The organism is Roseateles rivi (assembly GCF_043555845.1).
Lineage (GTDB): Bacteria > Pseudomonadota > Gammaproteobacteria > Burkholderiales > Burkholderiaceae_C > Roseateles > Roseateles rivi.
This window is the reverse complement of the sequence record NZ_JBIGHZ010000001.1, coordinates 719,786-735,759: the sequence shown is the minus strand read 5'-3', so window position 1 is coordinate 735,759 and position 15,974 is coordinate 719,786. Positions and strand designations below refer to the sequence as shown.

The 15,974-nt window shown below is 66.6% G+C and carries 17 protein-coding genes; 13 read left to right on the top strand and 4 right to left on the bottom strand.

Features of this window, described 5'->3' with window-relative positions; genetic code table 11:
• Positions 1 to 36: 36 nt before the first annotated feature.
• The 3 genes from ACG0Z6_RS03305 to ACG0Z6_RS03295 are packed head-to-tail and all read right to left on the bottom strand — an operon-like array spanning position 37 to position 1,580.
• Positions 37 to 387 carry a RidA family protein gene (locus tag ACG0Z6_RS03305; RefSeq protein WP_394458637.1) on the bottom strand — a complete coding sequence of 117 codons (351 nt, stop codon included), beginning with the start codon at positions 385 to 387 and terminating at the stop codon, positions 37 to 39.
• Positions 384 to 1,055, bottom strand: a complete 672-nt coding sequence (plsY, locus tag ACG0Z6_RS03300) for a glycerol-3-phosphate 1-O-acyltransferase PlsY (RefSeq protein ID WP_394458636.1) — start codon at positions 1,053 to 1,055, stop codon at positions 384 to 386. The genes ACG0Z6_RS03305 and plsY overlap by 4 nt, the downstream gene beginning before the upstream one ends.
• 6 nt (positions 1,056 to 1,061) lie before the next feature.
• Positions 1,062 to 1,580, bottom strand: a complete 519-nt coding sequence (locus tag ACG0Z6_RS03295) for an aminoacyl-tRNA deacylase (RefSeq protein WP_394458635.1) — start codon at positions 1,578 to 1,580, stop codon at positions 1,062 to 1,064.
• Between the two features lie 159 nt (positions 1,581 to 1,739).
• On the opposite strand from ACG0Z6_RS03295, the gene ACG0Z6_RS03290 reads away from it, so the two are divergent.
• The 10 genes from ACG0Z6_RS03290 to ACG0Z6_RS03245 all read left to right on the top strand — a co-directional run bounded on the left by ACG0Z6_RS03290 (position 1,740) and on the right by ACG0Z6_RS03245 (position 10,452).
• On the top strand, positions 1,740 to 2,381 hold the full coding sequence (locus ACG0Z6_RS03290) for a hypothetical protein (RefSeq protein WP_394458634.1): 642 nt from the start codon (positions 1,740 to 1,742) through the stop codon (positions 2,379 to 2,381).
• Positions 2,378 to 3,187, top strand: coding sequence for a hypothetical protein (locus ACG0Z6_RS03285; protein WP_394458633.1), 810 nt, complete (start codon positions 2,378 to 2,380; stop codon positions 3,185 to 3,187). Before ACG0Z6_RS03290 ends, ACG0Z6_RS03285 begins: the two co-directional genes overlap by 4 nt.
• Positions 3,188 to 3,239: 52 nt before the next feature.
• Entirely contained in the window at positions 3,240 to 3,602 is a 363-nt protein-coding gene (arsC, locus tag ACG0Z6_RS03280) for an arsenate reductase (glutaredoxin) (RefSeq protein ID WP_394458632.1), read from the top strand.
• Complete coding sequence (locus ACG0Z6_RS03275; RefSeq protein ID WP_394458631.1) at positions 3,599 to 4,498, top strand: alpha/beta fold hydrolase; 900 nt, start codon at positions 3,599 to 3,601, stop codon at positions 4,496 to 4,498. The genes arsC and ACG0Z6_RS03275 overlap by 4 nt, the downstream gene beginning before the upstream one ends.
• Positions 4,499 to 4,572: 74 nt before the next feature.
• Positions 4,573 to 6,624 (top strand): alpha/beta hydrolase family protein, encoded by a 2,052-nt coding sequence (locus ACG0Z6_RS03270; protein WP_394458630.1) that lies wholly within the window; start codon positions 4,573 to 4,575, stop codon positions 6,622 to 6,624.
• The gene (modA, locus tag ACG0Z6_RS03265; RefSeq protein ID WP_394458629.1) at positions 6,621 to 7,439 is read left to right on the top strand and encodes a molybdate ABC transporter substrate-binding protein; all 819 of its coding nucleotides are present in this window, start codon (positions 6,621 to 6,623) and stop codon (positions 7,437 to 7,439) included. Before ACG0Z6_RS03270 ends, modA begins: the two co-directional genes overlap by 4 nt.
• Before the next feature lie 26 nt (positions 7,440 to 7,465).
• A complete protein-coding gene (modB, locus tag ACG0Z6_RS03260; RefSeq protein WP_394458814.1) occupies positions 7,466 to 8,176 on the top strand; it encodes a molybdate ABC transporter permease subunit in 711 nt (236 codons plus the stop codon).
• Entirely contained in the window at positions 8,173 to 8,856 is a 684-nt protein-coding gene (locus ACG0Z6_RS03255) for an ATP-binding cassette domain-containing protein (RefSeq protein ID WP_394458628.1), read from the top strand. Before modB ends, ACG0Z6_RS03255 begins: the two co-directional genes overlap by 4 nt.
• A 132-nt stretch (positions 8,857 to 8,988) precedes the next feature.
• Entirely contained in the window at positions 8,989 to 9,354 is a 366-nt protein-coding gene (locus ACG0Z6_RS03250) for a hypothetical protein (RefSeq protein WP_394458627.1), read from the top strand.
• Between the two features lie 114 nt (positions 9,355 to 9,468).
• On the top strand, positions 9,469 to 10,452 hold the full coding sequence (locus ACG0Z6_RS03245) for a ParB N-terminal domain-containing protein (protein WP_394458626.1): 984 nt from the start codon (positions 9,469 to 9,471) through the stop codon (positions 10,450 to 10,452).
• Here the strand turns inward: ACG0Z6_RS03245 and ACG0Z6_RS03240 are convergent.
• A complete protein-coding gene (locus ACG0Z6_RS03240; RefSeq protein WP_394458625.1) occupies positions 10,410 to 10,769 on the bottom strand; it encodes a DUF4212 domain-containing protein in 360 nt (119 codons plus the stop codon). The genes ACG0Z6_RS03245 and ACG0Z6_RS03240 overlap by 43 nt on opposite strands.
• Before the next feature lie 104 nt (positions 10,770 to 10,873).
• Here ACG0Z6_RS03240 and prfB point away from each other — a divergent pair.
• The 3 genes from prfB (at position 10,874) to ACG0Z6_RS03225 (ending at position 15,812) form a co-directional block, all read left to right on the top strand.
• A protein-coding gene (gene prfB / locus ACG0Z6_RS03235; RefSeq protein ID WP_394458624.1) for a peptide chain release factor 2 occupies positions 10,874 to 11,978 on the top strand; the annotation gives its coding sequence in 2 pieces (ribosomal slippage) (positions 10,874 to 10,954 and positions 10,956 to 11,978; 1,104 coding nt in all).
• Between the two features lie 87 nt (positions 11,979 to 12,065).
• Positions 12,066 to 14,762 (top strand): aminopeptidase N, encoded by a 2,697-nt coding sequence (pepN, locus tag ACG0Z6_RS03230; RefSeq protein WP_394458813.1) that lies wholly within the window; start codon positions 12,066 to 12,068, stop codon positions 14,760 to 14,762.
• Between the two features lie 39 nt (positions 14,763 to 14,801).
• Positions 14,802 to 15,812, top strand: a complete 1,011-nt coding sequence (locus ACG0Z6_RS03225; protein WP_394458622.1) for a class 1 fructose-bisphosphatase — start codon at positions 14,802 to 14,804, stop codon at positions 15,810 to 15,812.
• The last annotated feature ends 162 nt before the right edge of the window (positions 15,813 to 15,974 follow it).

The window sequence follows — 15,974 nt, the reverse complement described above, 5'->3', positions numbered from 1 at the left end:
GCGGCGTCAATTCCCGCTCGCTCAGCGGCGCACAGCTCACACCGCTGCGGTGATGACGATCTCCACCTTCCAGCCCGGGTTGGCGAGCGCGGCCTGCACGGTGGCGCGCGGCGGCGTGTGGCCGGGAGTGACCCAGGCATCCCAGGCCAGGTTCATGCCCGAGATCTCGCTGATGTCGGCGATATAGATCTGGGCGCGCAAGATCTTGCTCTTGTCGCTGCCCGCGCGCGCCAGCAGCGCGTCAATCATGTCCAGCACCTCTTGGGTCTGGCCGGTGATGTCTTTGCTGCAGTCGTTGGGCACCTGGCCTGCCAGGTAGACCACACCCTGGTGCACGGCCATGTCAGACAGGCGCGGGCCCACGTCGAAGCGTTCAATCGAGCTCATTTGCGAGAAGCCTTAGGTTTGGAGGAATGTTTGGCGTCGGCGGCGCTGGCGGCCTTGGCCTTGCTGCCGAGCTTGCTCTCGGTGCCGGCCAGCAGCTTTTTGATGTTGGACTCATGGCGCCAGATCAGCAGCAGGCTCATCAAGCCCACAGCCAGCACGCTGGGGCTGCCGCCCCAAACCAGCATCTGGAAAAAGGGGGCAAACAGCGCAGCACACAGCGCCGCCAGCGAGGAGTAGCGCGTGACATAGGCCACCGCCAGCCAGCACGCCAGTGTGGCGCCACCCAGCAGCGGATTGAGCGCCAGCAGCACCCCGGCCGCCGTGGCCACACCCTTGCCGCCTTGAAAGCGAAAGAACACCGGCCAGAGGTGGCCCACAAAAGCTGCCAGGCCCACCAGCGCGGCGCTGTCTTCGCCCAGGCCCAGGCGCTCGCCCCAGAAGTGCACGGCCAGCACGGGCAGCACGCCTTTGAGCGCATCGAACAGCAGGGTCAGCACGGCGGCTTTTTTATTGCCTGAGCGCAGCACATTGGTGGCCCCCGGGTTGCCCGAGCCATAGCTGCGCGGGTCGGACAAGCCCATGACGCGGCTGATGATGACGGCAAAGGACAGCGAGCCCAACAAATAGGCCGCCAAGGCGGCCAGCAACGGATAGAGGATGTCTTGCATGGGGCGCTATTCTGCACCGCCCACGCGCGCGGCCGGCCCTTGCGCGCAGCGCACCGCACGGGCCTGCAGCAGGGTTTGCAGCAGGCCCGGCTCCAGACTCACCAAATAACCGCGGCGCCCGCCGTTGATGTAGATGCGCGGCAGCGCCAGCACCGACTCCTGCACAAAAATGGGCAGCGGCTTGCGCAGCCCAAAGGGCGAGGTGCCCCCCACCTGGTAGCCGCTGTGGCGCTGCGCCACCTCAGGCGCGCAGGGCTCGACTTTCTTGCACGGAATTTGTCGCGCCAGCTCTTTGACGCTGACGGTGCAGTCCCCGTGCATCAGCACCACCAGGGGATGGGCATGCTCGTCTTGCATCACCAAGGTCTTGACGACGTGGTGCTCGTCCACGCCCAGCTGCCGGGCCGACTCGGTGGTGCCGCCATGCTCCACATAGTCGTAAGGGTGCTCGCCAAAAGCCACGCCGTGGCGGCGCAAAAACTGCGTGGCCGGCGTCTCGCTGACATGGGCTGATTTCTTGCTCATGGCGCCATTGTCCTCAAGCGCCAAGACGGGCGGACTGCGGCTTGCCCCAAGGCCGCAGGCCAAGGTTCTGGGCTACCTTCTTTCGGGGGGGCGGTGCTTGGCCCGCGCCATATGGGCCTATGCTGCGCCTACAGCGACCCAGCCCTGCGCGCCCCCTGAATGAACCTGCCGGACACTTCTACCCTGCCCCCGCGCCGCGCCAAACCCCAGCGAATTTTTGCCCTTTTGGCGGTGCTGGCTGGCCATGGATTGCTGGGCTGGATGGCGAGCCGCGCAGTGCTGAACACTCCGACCAAACCTCCAGACTCGGCCCAGTTCATCACCCTACGCTTGCTGCCTGAACGCACACAGCCCACCCCCACAGCAGCGCCCGCAGCGCAACCCCCGGCCGCCCGCGCTGTGCTGCAGCGGCCCCAGCGAGAACGCGACAGCCGCACACCGAGCGCCTCACCAGAGCCCACAACACCCAGCCCCGCGCCGCCGAGCCCCTCAAGCGCTGTGGCTGAGGCCGCCCTACCCAGCGAGGTCCCGGCTTCGGCCCCTCGTTACGGCAGCCTGCTGCAAAGCGCGGGCACACGCCATGCGCTGGGCCAGGCGGGCAAGGCACCGCTGCTGGCCGAGCGTGCTGACACCGCCACCCAAACCCCGCAGCGCCCCGATGCCAGCACCCGGCTGGGGCAAAACATTCAAAAAGCCGGTCACGGCGATTGCCTCAAGGGTGAGTTTGCCGGGGCTGGCGCCGGCCTGCTCAGCCTTCCCTTACTCGTTTACGCCCAAGCCACAGGCCAATGCGCACGATGAAACACTCCCTGAATCTCCTCACCGCCAGCTTGCTGATTTGCGGCGCCACCACCTGGCCGCCCCTGGCGGCACAAGCCCAAGCCACCCAGCCCCAAGCTGCGGCGGCCCCAGTGGCCGCTTCCGCCAGCCAGGACGCCGACCTGCCGCGCGTGGACTTGCAGCTCAAACGCGAAAACAGCGTGTCCATGGCCTTTGAAAAGTTCAACACCCTGCTGTGGACGCTGCAAAACCATGGTGAAGGCTTGTTTGCACTGACCATGAAAATCCAGAGCAAGGACAACACCCCCTTGCCCGACCCGCTCAAGTTGGCTCTGATCAGTGACGATCGTTACCTGCCCTTGGCCATCAATGCCCGCCACCGCTTTACGGTGCCCGCCGTGGCGCCAGAGCAAGCCAAGGGCTTGGAGCTGGTGGCCAATCTACCCAAAGGCAGCGCGATGTTTAACGGCTTCGTCACACTGACCACGCCCCCTGATCAGCTGGACCTGGCCACCGTGCGGCGCATCGTGCGCCTGGGGCAGAAGCTGCGCGGTGACCTTATTCCCTGGTATGTGCGTTGGATGATGCCCGAGCTGCGCGGCATCACCATCTGTTCCCCGTCCACCGACATGGCTCTGGAATGGCCCGAGCAAGGCCGCACGCTGCGCCTAGCACTCACACCCGACCCCAAGCGCCGCGACCCGGACCCCGAGGCCGATGGCTCCAAGCGCAGCTGCACCCAGCTCACCGGCCAGGAGCAGTGGCCTGACACCGCGCGCCTGGTGGCGGCACGCGGCACGCAAATCCACCCCTCATTCGCGGAGTAAGGCCGCTGCACAGAGCGCCCGCGCGTTGGCGCAAGCCCCATAAACTGTGCGGATGCTTCTGTATCACAACCCCCGCTGCTCCAAGTCTCGCGAGGCGCTGGCCCTGCTGCAGGAGCTGGGCCACGCGCCGGAGATCGTCGACTACCTCTCGCACCCTCCCACGCTGTCGCAGCTGCGCCAGCTCTGCAGCCTGCTGGGCGGCGGTGCGCGCGCCTTGCTGCGCGACGGCGAAACGCTTTACGGCGAGCTGCAGTTGCAGCGCCCTGAACTCAGCGACGAAGCCCTGCTGCAGGCCCTGGCCCAACACCCGCAGCTGCTGCAGCGGCCCATCGTCGTGCAAGGGCAGCGCGCCCTCATTGCCCGCCCGCCCGAGCTGCTGCGCCCCTGGCTGGACGCAGCCGCGCCGCAATCGTGAGCCTCTACACCCCCACCCGGACAGCGCGCAGCAGCTTTGTGACGCTGCGCGGGCTGCGCCAACACCTGCTGCAGTGGGGCCCACCGCCCGGCCCTGAAACACCCCTGCTGGTGCTGTTGCATGGCTGGATGGACGTGGCCGCCTCCTTCCAGTTTTTGGTCGACGCCATGGCCCAGGACCGCGCCGTGGTGGCCCTGGACTGGCGCGGCTTTGGCCACAGCGACGGCACCCCGGCCGACGGCTACTGGTTCCCCGACTACCTGGGCGACCTCGACGCCTTGCTCGACCTCCTCAGCCCCCAAGCGAGCGTGGACCTGCTGGGCCACAGCATGGGCGGCAATGTGGTGATGAGCTACGCCGGCGTGCGCCCGCGCCGGGTGCGCCGGCTCATCAACCTGGAAGGCTTTGGACTGCCCGACACCCAGCCCGAGCAAGCCCCCGGCCGCCTGGCAATGTGGCTGGACGAGCTGCGCCAACGCCCCGAGCTGCGCCACTACCCCAGTGCGGACGCGGTGGCGCTGCGCCTGCGCAAAAACAACCCACGCCTCAGCCCCGACAAAGCCCAGTGGCTGGCCCGTCAGTGGGCGCGGGAACTGCCCGACGGCCAGTGGCAGCTGCTGGCTGACCCGCTGCACAAACGCAGCCACCCCATGCTCTATCGCAGCGCCGAAATCCTGGCGGGCTGGCGCCTCATCCAGGCCCCCACGCTGTGGGTGCAAGGCGAGCACAGCAGCCCCACGCAAATATTTGGCGACCGCTACGGCGACGCCGAGCTGCAGCAGCGCCTGGCTTGCGTGCCACAGCTGCAGCGCCAGCGCCTGGCGCAAGCCGGCCACATGCTGCACCACGACCAGCCCCAGGCCCTGGCTCAGCTGCTGGAGCGTTTTCTGGCCTGAGCCCGCATCGCTCTCAAATCCCCAAACTCCGCCCCTGCACCACAACGTCCGCACATCACAGGAGATTGTTCGTCATGCACATGCCTCAGCCGCTCAAGCGCGCCCTCAAGCGCACGGCCCACGCCGCTGTTTTGGGCTTGGCCCTGCTGGGCGCGGCCAGCCAGGCAGAGAGCCCGCCCGAGCGCGTGCCCCCCGTGCCGCTGGAGTTCTTCTTCCAGCACGCGCGCACGCTGGAGGCCAAACTCTCGCCCTCGGGGGACTATCTGGCCCTGACCACCTCGCACGGCTCAGACCGCGTGGCCCTGGTGGTGGTGAGCTTCAAACCCTCCATCCAAGCCCAGCGCATTGCCCACTACAAAGACGCTGACGTCATCGACTTCCACTGGACAAGCGACCAGCGCCTGGTCTTCAGCGTGGGCGATCTCAAAGACGACGCCAACGCTGACGAATATGCCCCGGGCCTCATTGCCATGGACCGCGACGGCAAAAACCAGCGCCTGCTGGTCAAGCGCCAGGCTCAGTTTGTGACCGGTGGCGGGGCAGACCGCTCGCTGGAGTGGAACCACATGCTGTTGTGGAGCCTCCAAAACACCGCTGCCGAAATACCAAACGAAGTCATCGTTGGGCGCTTGAATTTCAGCGGCGACCGGCAGCTGCAATCCGTCACCCCGCTGTGGCTCAACACCGAAACCGGCCGCACGCGCAACGCCGGTGTCTTGGGCGCCCCCGACAACGTACAGCAGTGGCTGTTCGACAACAATGGGCAGGTGCGCCTGGCCATTGCCTTGGACAAAGGCCGGGTGAGCGCGCATTGGCGCGACCTCAAGGCCGAGAACACCTGGCGCACACTGTTTGACACCCCCCCGCTGGAGGCGCCGTTCGACCCCATTGCCGTCGACACGCAAGGCGCGCTCTACGTCAACACCAACACCGGCGCACAAGGCGAAGCCGAGCTCAAGCGCTTTGACTTCAGCAGCGGCCGCCCCGAGGCACAAGCCATCGTCTCCACACCGGGGTTTGACTTCACGGGTCGGCTGCGCATGGAGGCGGGCCAGCTCATGGGCGTGGACGTTCTGACCGATGCGCGTCAAACCGTCTGGCTCAAGCCTGAGCTCAAAGCCCTGCAGGCGCTGGCGGACGAAAAGCTGCCCGGCCGCATCAATGTGCTGAGCTGCCGCCGTTGCTCACAAGCCGATGCCGTGGTGCTGGTGCACTCCTACAGCGACCGCTCGCCCGGCGAGTACTGGATCTACCGCGCGGCAGAAAAGCAGTGGGAAACCATAGGCGGCGTGCGCCCGGAAATCGACCCACGCCGCATGGCCAGCGTGGACTTCCAGCGCATCAAAACCCGCGACGGGCGCGACATGCCGGTGTGGATCACCCTGCCCCAGGGCGTGAAGCCCGGCAAGCCCGCCCCCACGGTGGTGATGGTGCACGGCGGCCCCTGGGTGCGCGGTGGACAGTGGGAATGGGAGCCCATGGAACAGTTCCTGGCCTCACGCGGCTATCTGGTCATTGCCCCGGAATTCCGTGGCAGCACGGGCTATGGCGCCCAGCACTACCGTGCCAGCTTCAAGCAATGGGGCCAAGCCATGCAAGACGACGTGGCTGACGCCCTGCTGTGGGCCCGCAAAGAGGGCTTGGCCGATCCCGAGCGCGCCTGCATTGCCGGTGCCAGCTACGGCGGCTACGCCACGCTGATGGGCCTGATTCGCCACCCCGAGCTCTACCGCTGCGGCGTGTCTTGGGTGGCCGTGACCGATCTGCCTCTGCTGGTGGAAGGCTCGTGGCGCGTGAATGACGACACCGGCAACTTCCGCAAATACGGCATGGCCGACACCATCGGGCGCGCCAAAGAAGACCGCGCCATGCTGGAGGCCAACTCGCCCGTGCACCAAGCCGCGCGGCTCAAGCGCCCGGTGCTGCTGGCCATGGGTGAGAACGATGTGCGCGTGCCCCTGGCGCACGGCACCCGCATGCGCGAGGCCCTGGAAAAAGCTGGCAACCCACCGCAATACGTGGTCTACCCGGGTGAAGGGCATGGCTGGCGCAAGGTCAAAAACCGGGTTGATTTTGCGCAGCGCGTGGAAGCCTTCCTGCAGCAACACATCGGCAACGCGCCATGAGCATGGCCACCAGCACCCAGGCACACACAGCGCAGCCGGCGCGGCGTCGCCCGCTCCTGATGGGGCTGCTGGGCCTGCTGGGCGCCTTGAGCATGAGTGCTGCGACGCTGACACACGCCCAGCCCCGGGCTGAGCTGACGGTCTCCGCCGCAGCCAGCCTGGGCCCGGCGTACAAAGCCCTGGCCGCGCGCTTTGAGGCCCAAAACCCTGGCGTGCAGGTGCGGCTCAACACCGCGGCCTCAGGCACCCTGGTGCAGCAGTTGGCGCAAGGCGCGCCGGTGGACGTGCTGGCCACGGCCGATCAAGAAAGCATGGACCTGGCCCAGCGCCAGGGCTTGATTCAGGAGAGCAGCCGCCACAACGTGGTGGGCAACACCCTGGTGCTGGTCCAGGCCAAGGGTGGCGCCGCGCTGGGCAGCTTGCAAGCCTTGGCGCAGACCAAAGGCGTGCAGCGCATCGCCATCGGTCACGCAGGCAGCGTGCCCGCCGGGCGCTGGGCACGCGCCGTGCTGGAGCAGGCCGGGCTGTGGCAGGCCGTGCAAGCACGCCTCATCACCACGCTGAATGTGCGCCAGGCCCTGGACTACGTGCTGCGCGGCGAGGTGGATGCCGCCTTTGTCTACGCCAGCGACATCCATGGCAGCCAGGACCGATTGGGCCCGATGCTGCCCTTGGGCACACCCACCCCCATACGCTACGCCCAAGCCGTGACGCGCCACAGCCAGCAGCCTGTGTGGGCCCAGGCCTGGGTGAGCTACAGCCAAAGCCCCGCCGCCTTGCAGCTGCTGCGCGCGCATGGCTTTAGCGCGCCCTGAAAACCGACCGTCAGCACACCGTGCCTTTGGCTGAACTCTTCACCCCGGACACCTGGCAGGCCACCGCCGTGGCGCTGGGCCTCACGCTCAAAGTCGCGGCCTGGGCCACGCTCTTGAACCTGCTCACAGGCGTGGGCCTGGGCTGGCTCATGGCGCGGCGCAGCTTTGCCGGGCGCGGCCTGCTCGACGCCTTGCTCACCCTGCCCATGGTGCTGCCGCCCACGGTGCTGGGCTACTACCTGCTGGTGCTGGTGGGGCGCCAAAGCGCCCTGGGCCGCTGGCTGCAGGAGCAACTCGGGCTGCAGCTCATCTTCACCTGGCAAGGCGCCGTGCTGGCCGCCGCGCTGGTGTCCTTCCCCCTGGTTTACAAGGCCGCACGCGCCGCCTTCGAGGCCGTGGACCCGCAGCTCGAGCAAGCCGCGCAGGCGCTGGGCCTGCGCCCCTGGGCCGTGTTTTTGCGCGTCAGCCTGCCCCTGGCTTGGCGCGGCATTTTGGCCGGGCTGCTGCTGGCGTTTGCGCGCGGCATGGGCGAGTTTGGCGCCACGCTGATGGTGGCGGGCAGCATTCCCGGCCACACCCAAACCCTCTCCATCGCCGTGTACGAGGCCGTGCAAGCCGGGCAGACGCCGCTGGCCAACGCCCTGGTGCTGCTGACCTCCATCACCGCACTGGTGGTGCTGCTCAGCGCCAACCACCTGCTGGCCGGGCACAACACCCGCGCCCCTCAGCGACCATGACGCCCAACACCCCTCACCCACCCCTGGTGTGGGACGTGCAACTGCACGCCACCCTGGGCCAGGGCGCGCAGCGCTTTGAGCTCAAGCTCGAGCTGCGCAGCAGCGCGCGGCGCCTGGCACTGCTGGGGCCCTCGGGCTGCGGCAAAACCCACAGCCTGCGCCTGATTGCCGGTCTGGCCCAGCCCGACCCCAAGCACGCCAACCATGTGCGCATCCTCGGGCGCAGCTTGCTCGACAGCCGCGCCGGCACGGCGCTGGCGCCGCATGAACGCCAGCTCGGCCTGGTGTTTCAGGACTACGCGCTCTTCCCCCACCTCACGCTGCGCCAGAACATCGCCTTTGGCCTGCAAACCGGCTGGCTCAACCCGCGCCGCACCGCACAGGACGCGCGCGTCACGCAGTGGCTTGCACGCATGCAGCTGCAGGCCCAGGCCGAGCTGCTGCCCAGCCAGCTCTCGGGCGGCCAGCGCCAGCGCGCCGCCCTGGCCCGCGCCCTCGCTCCCGAGCCCCTGGCCCTGTTGCTGGACGAACCCTTTGCCGCCCTCGACAGCACGCTGCGCACCCAGCTGCGCCAGGACTTGGCCCAGCTCCAGGCCCACAGCCAAATCCCCACCCTGCTCGTCACCCACGACCCCGAAGACGCCGCGCTGCTGGCCGACGAAGTGGTGCGGCTGTATTGACAGCGCACCGCGGTGCGATTGACAGCAACTTCCCCCACAAATAGGGATGGGCTATCCGACTGAGCGCAGCTTCAATACCGCTCCCTCGTTCGGTGCGACGCACCGATAGCTCATCTACAACTGAAGTTCGTTATGAAGTCATCCGCAACAAAAGCATTCCTGGCATTGGCAACCGTGGCACTTACTGCATGCGGAGGCGGTGAAGGTGGCGACAGCAACGGCAACAACGTTGTCGTGAATGAGTCCGTCACGCTGTCTGAAGGCATGTTTCGCAGCTACACCTTGTCTGCTGGCAACTATCAAGCAGAAGTCACCAGCAGCACCAACGGCGTGATCGTGGAGTGGGTAGGCGGCAACAACTGCGCGAAATCCGCTGAAGTCAAGGCCTATTCACAAAGCTGCCAGCTGACCATCAACGGCCAGCTGCTGGTGACCAATCCTACCGTTTTGGGCTTGGGCGGTTCTGAAATCGTCACCGTCAAGGTGACCAAGCGCTAAGGCCACCAGCTCAACACAGTCGCAAGCGGGACCAACGGCCTTAGCAGTAAGGAGCGGCATATGCGTATGCCGCTCCTTACAATCCGCGCCCCGTCCCTGTGCTGTTGCTGTGCCATGAACATCGTTGTCCTAGAAGAACTGCGCGCCTATATCGACCCGCTCACCCCCGACGAGCACGCTGCGCTGGAGCGCTCCATCCTGGCCGAAGGCTGCCGCGATGCGCTGGTGCTGTGGGGCGATGTGCTGGTGGATGGCCACAACCGCTACGGCATCTGCACCAAGCACGGCCTGCCTTTTGAGACGGTGCAAAACCCGCGCTTCAAAAGCATGGAAGACGTGCACCTGTGGATGATTGACCAGCACCTGGGTCGGCGCAGCGTGTCGGATTTCCAGCGCGGCGTGCTGGCCCTGCGCAAGAAAGAGATTCTCGAAACCCGCCGCCGCGGCGCCCTGGCGCCCGACGACACGGCCGCCGCCACCGAAGCCGAGTCAGAAGCCGCACCCGCGCCCTGGGAGGGCGAAGACGGCAGTGGCGCAAGCGCCTCAGCCAGCCCCGAGCTGCCACCCGCACCCGCGCTCAAAAGCCGCGAGGCCGTAGCGCGTGCCGCGCGCATCAGCGCCGCCACGGTGAGCCAGATCGAAAAAATCCAAAAAGCCGCAGCGCCCGAGTTGGTGGCGGCGGTCAAGGCGGGGGAGATTTCCATCAGCGCCGCGGCCATCCTCACCGAGCTGCCCACGGAACAGCAGGCGCAGGCCGCCGCCGGGGGCAAGAAGGCGCTGCGCGACACCGCCAAGCAACTGCGCGCCACGCGCCAGCCACGCAAAGCCGCCGACAACGCCGAGCCCGCCAACAGCCAGACTGACAGCCAGACCGACACCCACAGCGGCAGCGCCGAGCCCCTCACCGACGCGCAGCGCGCCGGTTTTGAAGCCCAGGTCAGCGCCTTGCAGCAAGAGGTGCAGCGCCTGAACGCGGTGCTGGCCGAGCGCGACACCGCCCTCACCCAGCTGCGCCAGAACCTGGCGCGCGCGCAAACCCGCCTGGCCCAGCTCGGTCAGCCGCTGGAAGCGCCGGACGAAGGCGCCCCGGCCGCCTGAGGCTCCGCCGCCTCCTCGGCCGCGCACTGCGCGAGTGCGGCAGCGTGCAGCTCATCGAGCCGGTTCATGGTGCGGGCGTAGAAAAACACGATCAGGCAGAACACCACCAGGCCGCCTTGCGCGGCCATCCAAAAGCTGAAGGGCCAGCCGAAGAAGTCAAAGCTGAGCTCGCGCGCAAACCAGGTCACAACGACGCTGACCAAAAACCACACAAACAGCAAAGCCACCGTCAACGCCAGGGTGCTGCGCCAGAAATGGCGCTGCAGCGCGGCGCGGCGCAGGGCTGCGGGGCTTGGGGCGGCATCTGGGGGGTGCATGCGGTGATTGTGCGCGCTGGCTGCTGCACCATGCCTTGGGGCTTGTGCGGGCATGTGAAAATGGCGGGCTGACCGCGGCATGCTGCCGCCACAGAAGAGACACCATGGACATCGAACAGATCAACGCTATCGGCAATGCATTGGCCGATCTGCAAGCGCGTACCGACGCGCTAAGGGGGTATCTTTGACTACGACCGCAAAGCACTGCGGTTGAACGAAGTCAACGCTGCCCTGGAAAACCCCGCCGTCTGGAATGAGCCCAAGCGGGCGCAGGAACTGGGCAAAGAAAAGCGCTCGCTGGAGCAAGTGGTGGACACCATCAACCACCTCACCAGCAACCTGGCCGACAACCTCGAACTCTTCGAGATGAGCAAGGCCGAAGACGACTTCGACGGTTTGGCCGCCATTGAGGCCGACGCCCAGGGCTTGAGCGCCAAGGTCGAAGAGCTCGAATTCCGCCGCATGTTCAACAACCCCGCGGACCCGAGCAACTGCTTCATCGACATCCAGGCCGGCGCCGGTGGCACCGAGGCTTGCGACTGGGCCGGCATGCTGCTGCGCCAGTACCTGAAGTACTGCGAGCGCAAAGGCTTCAAGGCCGACGTGGAAGAGCAAACCGAAGGCGATGTGGCCGGCATCAAGAGTGCCACCATCAAGGTCGAGGGCGAGTACGCCTTTGGCCTGCTGCGCACCGAAACCGGCGTGCACCGCCTGGTGCGCAAAAGCCCCTTCGACAGCTCCGGCGGCCGCCACACCAGCTTCGCCTCGCTCTTCGTCTACCCCGAGGTGGACGACTCCATCGAGATCGAAATCAACCCCTCTGATGTGCGCACCGACACCTTCCGCGCCAGCGGTGCGGGTGGTCAGCACATCAACAAGACCGACTCTGCCGTGCGCCTGACCCACATCCCCACGGGCATCGTGGTGCAGTGCCAGGACGGCCGCAGCCAGCACAGCAACCGCGACGTGGCCTGGCGCCGCCTGCGCTCGCGCCTGTATGACCACGAGATGAAAAAGCGCCTGGCCGAGCAGCAAAAGCTCGAGGACAGCAAGACCGATGTGGGCTGGGGCCACCAGATCCGCTCCTACGTGCTGGACCAAAGCCGCATCAAGGACTTGCGCACCAACGTTGAAATCTCCAACACCCAGAAGGTGCTGGACGGCGACTTGGACGCCTTCATCACCGCCAGCTTGAAGCAAGGCGTCTGACGCCGCCTCACCCCCCGGCGCGCAGTTGCGCCGGGTTTGCCGGTTTGACCCGACACACCACACACCACTGGAAGGAAGCCCACCATGATGCGTGACGGCACCCCCACCTTGATCCGCCTCGAAGACTATGTGGCTCCCATCTACTGGATCCGCACGGTCGAGCTCAGCTTCGACCTGGACCCAGCCAAGACCCTGGTCACCAGCAAGATGCAAATCCAGCGCAACGCCGCTGTGCCACACGGCCCGCTGCGTCTGCACGGCGAGGAGCTGACGCTGCTGCGCGTGCTGATCAACGGCGAGAGCGTGTCCTTCCGCCAGGAGGGCCACGAGCTCATCATCGAAGGCGCGCCGGACGCGGACTTCACGCTTGAAATCCGCAACACCTGCGCCCCCGAGAAGAACACCGCGCTGTCGGGCCTCTACACCTCGGGCGGTGGCTTCTTCACGCAGTGCGAGGCCGAGGGCTTTCGCCGCATCACCTACTTCCTGGACCGCCCCGATGTGATGGCGGTCTACACCGTCACGCTGCGCGCCGACCAAGCCAAGTACCCCGTGCTGCTGTCCAACGGCAACCTGCTGGAGACGGGCGAGCTCGACAACGGCCGCCACTTCGCCAAGTGGCACGACCCCTTCCCCAAGCCCAGCTATTTGTTTGCGCTGGTGGCCGCAGACCTGGTCTCGCGCGAGCAGCGCATCCGCACCCGCGCGGGCAAAGACCATTTGCTGCAGGTCTATGTGCGCCGTGGTGACCTGGAAAAGACTGAGCACGCCATGAACTCGCTCATCGCCTCGGTGGTGTGGGACGAAGCGCGCTTTGGTCTGCCGCTGGATCTGGAGCGCTTCATGGTGGTGGGCGTGTCCGACTTCAACATGGGCGCCATGGAGAACAAGGGCCTGAACATCTTCAACACCAGCGCCCTGCTGGCTTCTGCGGCCACCGCCACCGATGCTGACTTCCACCGCATCGAGTCCATCGTCGCGCACGAGTACTTCCACAACTGGACCGGCAACCGCGTCACCTGCCGCGACTGGTTCCAGCTCTCGCTCAAAGAAGGCCTGACGGTCTTCCGCGACCAAGAATTCAGCCAAGACATGGCTGCCGCACCCAGCGCCCGCGCCGTGTGCCGCATCCAGGACGTGCGCGCCCTGCGCTCGGGCCAGTTCCCCGAGGACGCTGGCGCCATGGCCCACCCCGTGCGCCCGGACTCCTATGTGGAGATCAACAACTTCTACACCGCCACGGTCTACAACAAGGGCGCCGAAGTGGTGCGCATGTACCAGACCCTGGTGGGCCGCGCAGGCTTTGAAGCCGGCATGAAGCTCTACTTCGAGCGCCACGACGGCCAGGCCGTGACCTGCGACGACTTTGCCGCCGCCATGGCGGACGCCAACCCCGGCTCTGCCTTGGCCACGCGTCTGGAAGCCTTCAAGCGCTGGTATGTGCAAGCCGGCACGCCGCGTGTGCAAGCACGCGGCAGCTACGACGCTGAGACCCAGACCTACACGCTGACGCTGCGCCAAACCCTGCCCGACACCCCGGGCCAGACCCACAAGCAAGCGCAAGTCATCCCCGTGGCCATGGGCCTGCTGGGCGCTGACGGCCAGGCCCTGCCCCTGCAGCTGCAAGGCGAAGCCGCAGCCCAAGGCAGCGAGCGCGTGCTGGTGCTGGAGCAGCTGGAGCAGTCCTTCGTGTTCGTGAACGTGGCCAGCGCGCCCGTGCCCTCGCTGCTGCGCGGCTTCTCGGCCCCGGTGCTGCTGGACGATGGTCTCAGCGACACCGAGCTGCTCATGCTGCTGCAGCACGACGCCGACGCCTTCAACCGCTGGGAAGCCGGGCAGCGCCTGGCGCTGGCGCGCATCATCGGCGCCGTGCGTGCCGGGGCTGCGCTGCAGCTCGACGCCGCCTTCATCCAGGCCATGCGCGCCGTGCTGCGCCATGCTGAGCTGGACCCCGCTTTCAAGGCCCTGGCGCTGACCCTGCCCGACGAGGCCTACATCGCCGAGCAGCTCGCTGCCGCAGGCCACAGCGTGGACCCGCAAGCCATCCACGCCGCCGTCGAAGCCGCGCACATCCAGCTGGCTGATGCGCTGCACGAAGACTGGGCCTGGGCCTTCGATGCCCACCAGGTGCGCGGCGGCTACCAGCCCACGCCGCAGCAAGCTGGCCAACGCGCGCTGAGCAACCAGGCGCTGTCCATGCTGGTGCTGCACGCCACGCGCAGCGGCACCACGGTGTGGCCAGGTCGCGCCTACCAGCGCTTCAAGGACGCCAGCAACATGACCGACCGCCTGGGCGCGCTCTCGGCCCTGGTCAACGCCCACGCCGAGCTGGCCGTGCCCGCGCTGGAGCGCTTCCATGCGCAGTTCCGCCACGAACCGCTGGTGGTGGACAAGTGGTTTGCCCTGCAAGGCCGCGCCGCCGAGGTGGACGGCAAGACCTTTGCCCGCGTCAAGCAGCTCACCCAGCACCCGGACTTCACGCTCAAAAACCCCAACCGCGCCCGCAGCCTGATCTTCTCGCTGTGCATGTTCAACCCCGCGGCCTTCCACCGCAGCGACGCCGCAGGCTATGTGTTCTGGGCCGAGCAGGTGCTGCAGCTCGATGCCATCAACCCGCAAGTGGCGGGCCGCCTGGCGCGCGTCATGGACCGCTGGAACGTGCTGGCCCAGCCCTACCGCGACGCTGCCCGCGAAGCCATTGCCCGCGTGGCCGCCAAGCCCGAGCTCTCCAACGATGTGCGCGAAATCATCGAACGCGCACTGGCGCTGGACAGCCAGGGCTGAGGCCGGGGTCTCGATTTTTCAACTTCACGGAGCAAGTTCATGAGTCGTCGCGTCAGTCTGACCCAATACCTGGTCGAGCAGCAGCGCCAGCACGGCCACATCCCGCAGCAGCTGCGCCTGCTCATCGAGGTGGTGGCGCGGGCCTGCAAGCGCATTGCCATCAGCGTCAACAAAGGCGCGCTGGGCGATGTGCTGGGCAGCGCCGGTAGCGAGAACGTCCAAGGCGAGGTGCAGAAGAAGCTGGACATCATCGCCAACGAGGTCTTGATCGAGGCCAACGAGTGGGGCGGCCACTTGGCGGCCATGGCCTCGGAGGAAATGGAAGGCATCTACCTGGTGCCCAACCGCTTCCCCCAGGGCGAATACCTGCTGATGTTCGACCCGCTCGATGGCTCGTCCAACATCGACGTCAATGTGTCGATTGGCACCATCTTCTCGGTGCTCAAAAAGCCCGAGGGTGCCAAGGGCGTGAGCGAGGAAGACTTCCTGCAGCCCGGCCACCAGCAAGCGGCGGCGGGCTACTGCGTGTATGGCCCGCAGACCACCCTGGTGCTGACCGTGGGCGACGGCGTGGCCATGTTCACGCTGGACCGCGAGCAGGGCTCCTGGGTGCTGACCACGGAGGACGTGAAGATCCCCGAGGACACCAAAGAGTTCGCCATCAATATGTCGAACATGCGCCACTGGGATGCGCCCGTGAAGCGCTATATCGACGAGTGCCTGGCCGGTGAAGAAGGTCCGCGCGGCAAGAACTTCAATATGCGCTGGATTGCCTCCATGGTGGCCGATGTGCACCGCATCCTCACCCGCGGTGGCATCTTCATGTACCCCTGGGACAAGCGCGAGCCCAACAAGGCTGGCAAGCTGCGCCTGATGTACGAAGCCAACCCCATGGCCTTCCTGGTGGAACAGGCCGGGGGCGCGGCCACCAACGGCCGCCAGCGCATCATGGACCTGCAACCCAGCACCTTGCATGAGCGAGTGGCTGTGGTTTTGGGCTCCAAAAACGAGGTGGAGCGCGTGACGCAGTACCACCAGCCTCAGCCCTAAACAGGCCTCAAGGCCCCACAAGGGCCAACGCTGCGAAATTCTTCCACCCGCAGCGCCGCCACAAGGCTATAAGGACAGCCTCAGCACCCAACTCTTTTGGGGGGCCGAGGCTGTACATGGTTGACCTTCGTGCGCTGATCGTCCTAACTGCTCTGTTGTGCT

Excerpts from the sequence above, each read along its gene's own strand:
- ACG0Z6_RS03250 (WP_394458627.1), top strand. The coding sequence starts at position 8,989 with ATGAAGTCATCCGCAACAAAAGCATTCCTGGCATTGGCAACCGTGGCA.
- ACG0Z6_RS03290 (WP_394458634.1), top strand. The coding sequence starts at position 1,740 with ATGAACCTGCCGGACACTTCTACCCTGCCCCCGCGCCGCGCCAAACCC.
- ACG0Z6_RS03240 (WP_394458625.1), bottom strand. The coding sequence starts at position 10,769 with ATGCACCCCCCAGATGCCGCCCCAAGCCCCGCAGCCCTGCGCCGCGCC.
- pepN (WP_394458813.1), top strand. The coding sequence starts at position 12,066 with ATGCGTGACGGCACCCCCACCTTGATCCGCCTCGAAGACTATGTGGCT.
- ACG0Z6_RS03285 (WP_394458633.1), top strand. The coding sequence starts at position 2,378 with ATGAAACACTCCCTGAATCTCCTCACCGCCAGCTTGCTGATTTGCGGC.
- ACG0Z6_RS03225 (WP_394458622.1), top strand. The coding sequence starts at position 14,802 with ATGAGTCGTCGCGTCAGTCTGACCCAATACCTGGTCGAGCAGCAGCGC.
- plsY (WP_394458636.1), bottom strand. The coding sequence starts at position 1,055 with ATGCAAGACATCCTCTATCCGTTGCTGGCCGCCTTGGCGGCCTATTTG.
- ACG0Z6_RS03270 (WP_394458630.1), top strand. The coding sequence starts at position 4,573 with ATGCACATGCCTCAGCCGCTCAAGCGCGCCCTCAAGCGCACGGCCCAC.
- ACG0Z6_RS03295 (WP_394458635.1), bottom strand. The coding sequence starts at position 1,580 with ATGAGCAAGAAATCAGCCCATGTCAGCGAGACGCCGGCCACGCAGTTT.
- ACG0Z6_RS03245 (WP_394458626.1), top strand. The coding sequence starts at position 9,469 with ATGAACATCGTTGTCCTAGAAGAACTGCGCGCCTATATCGACCCGCTC.
- modA (WP_394458629.1), top strand. The coding sequence starts at position 6,621 with ATGAGCATGGCCACCAGCACCCAGGCACACACAGCGCAGCCGGCGCGG.
- arsC (WP_394458632.1), top strand. The coding sequence starts at position 3,240 with ATGCTTCTGTATCACAACCCCCGCTGCTCCAAGTCTCGCGAGGCGCTG.
- ACG0Z6_RS03305 (WP_394458637.1), bottom strand. The coding sequence starts at position 387 with ATGAGCTCGATTGAACGCTTCGACGTGGGCCCGCGCCTGTCTGACATG.
- ACG0Z6_RS03255 (WP_394458628.1), top strand. The coding sequence starts at position 8,173 with ATGACGCCCAACACCCCTCACCCACCCCTGGTGTGGGACGTGCAACTG.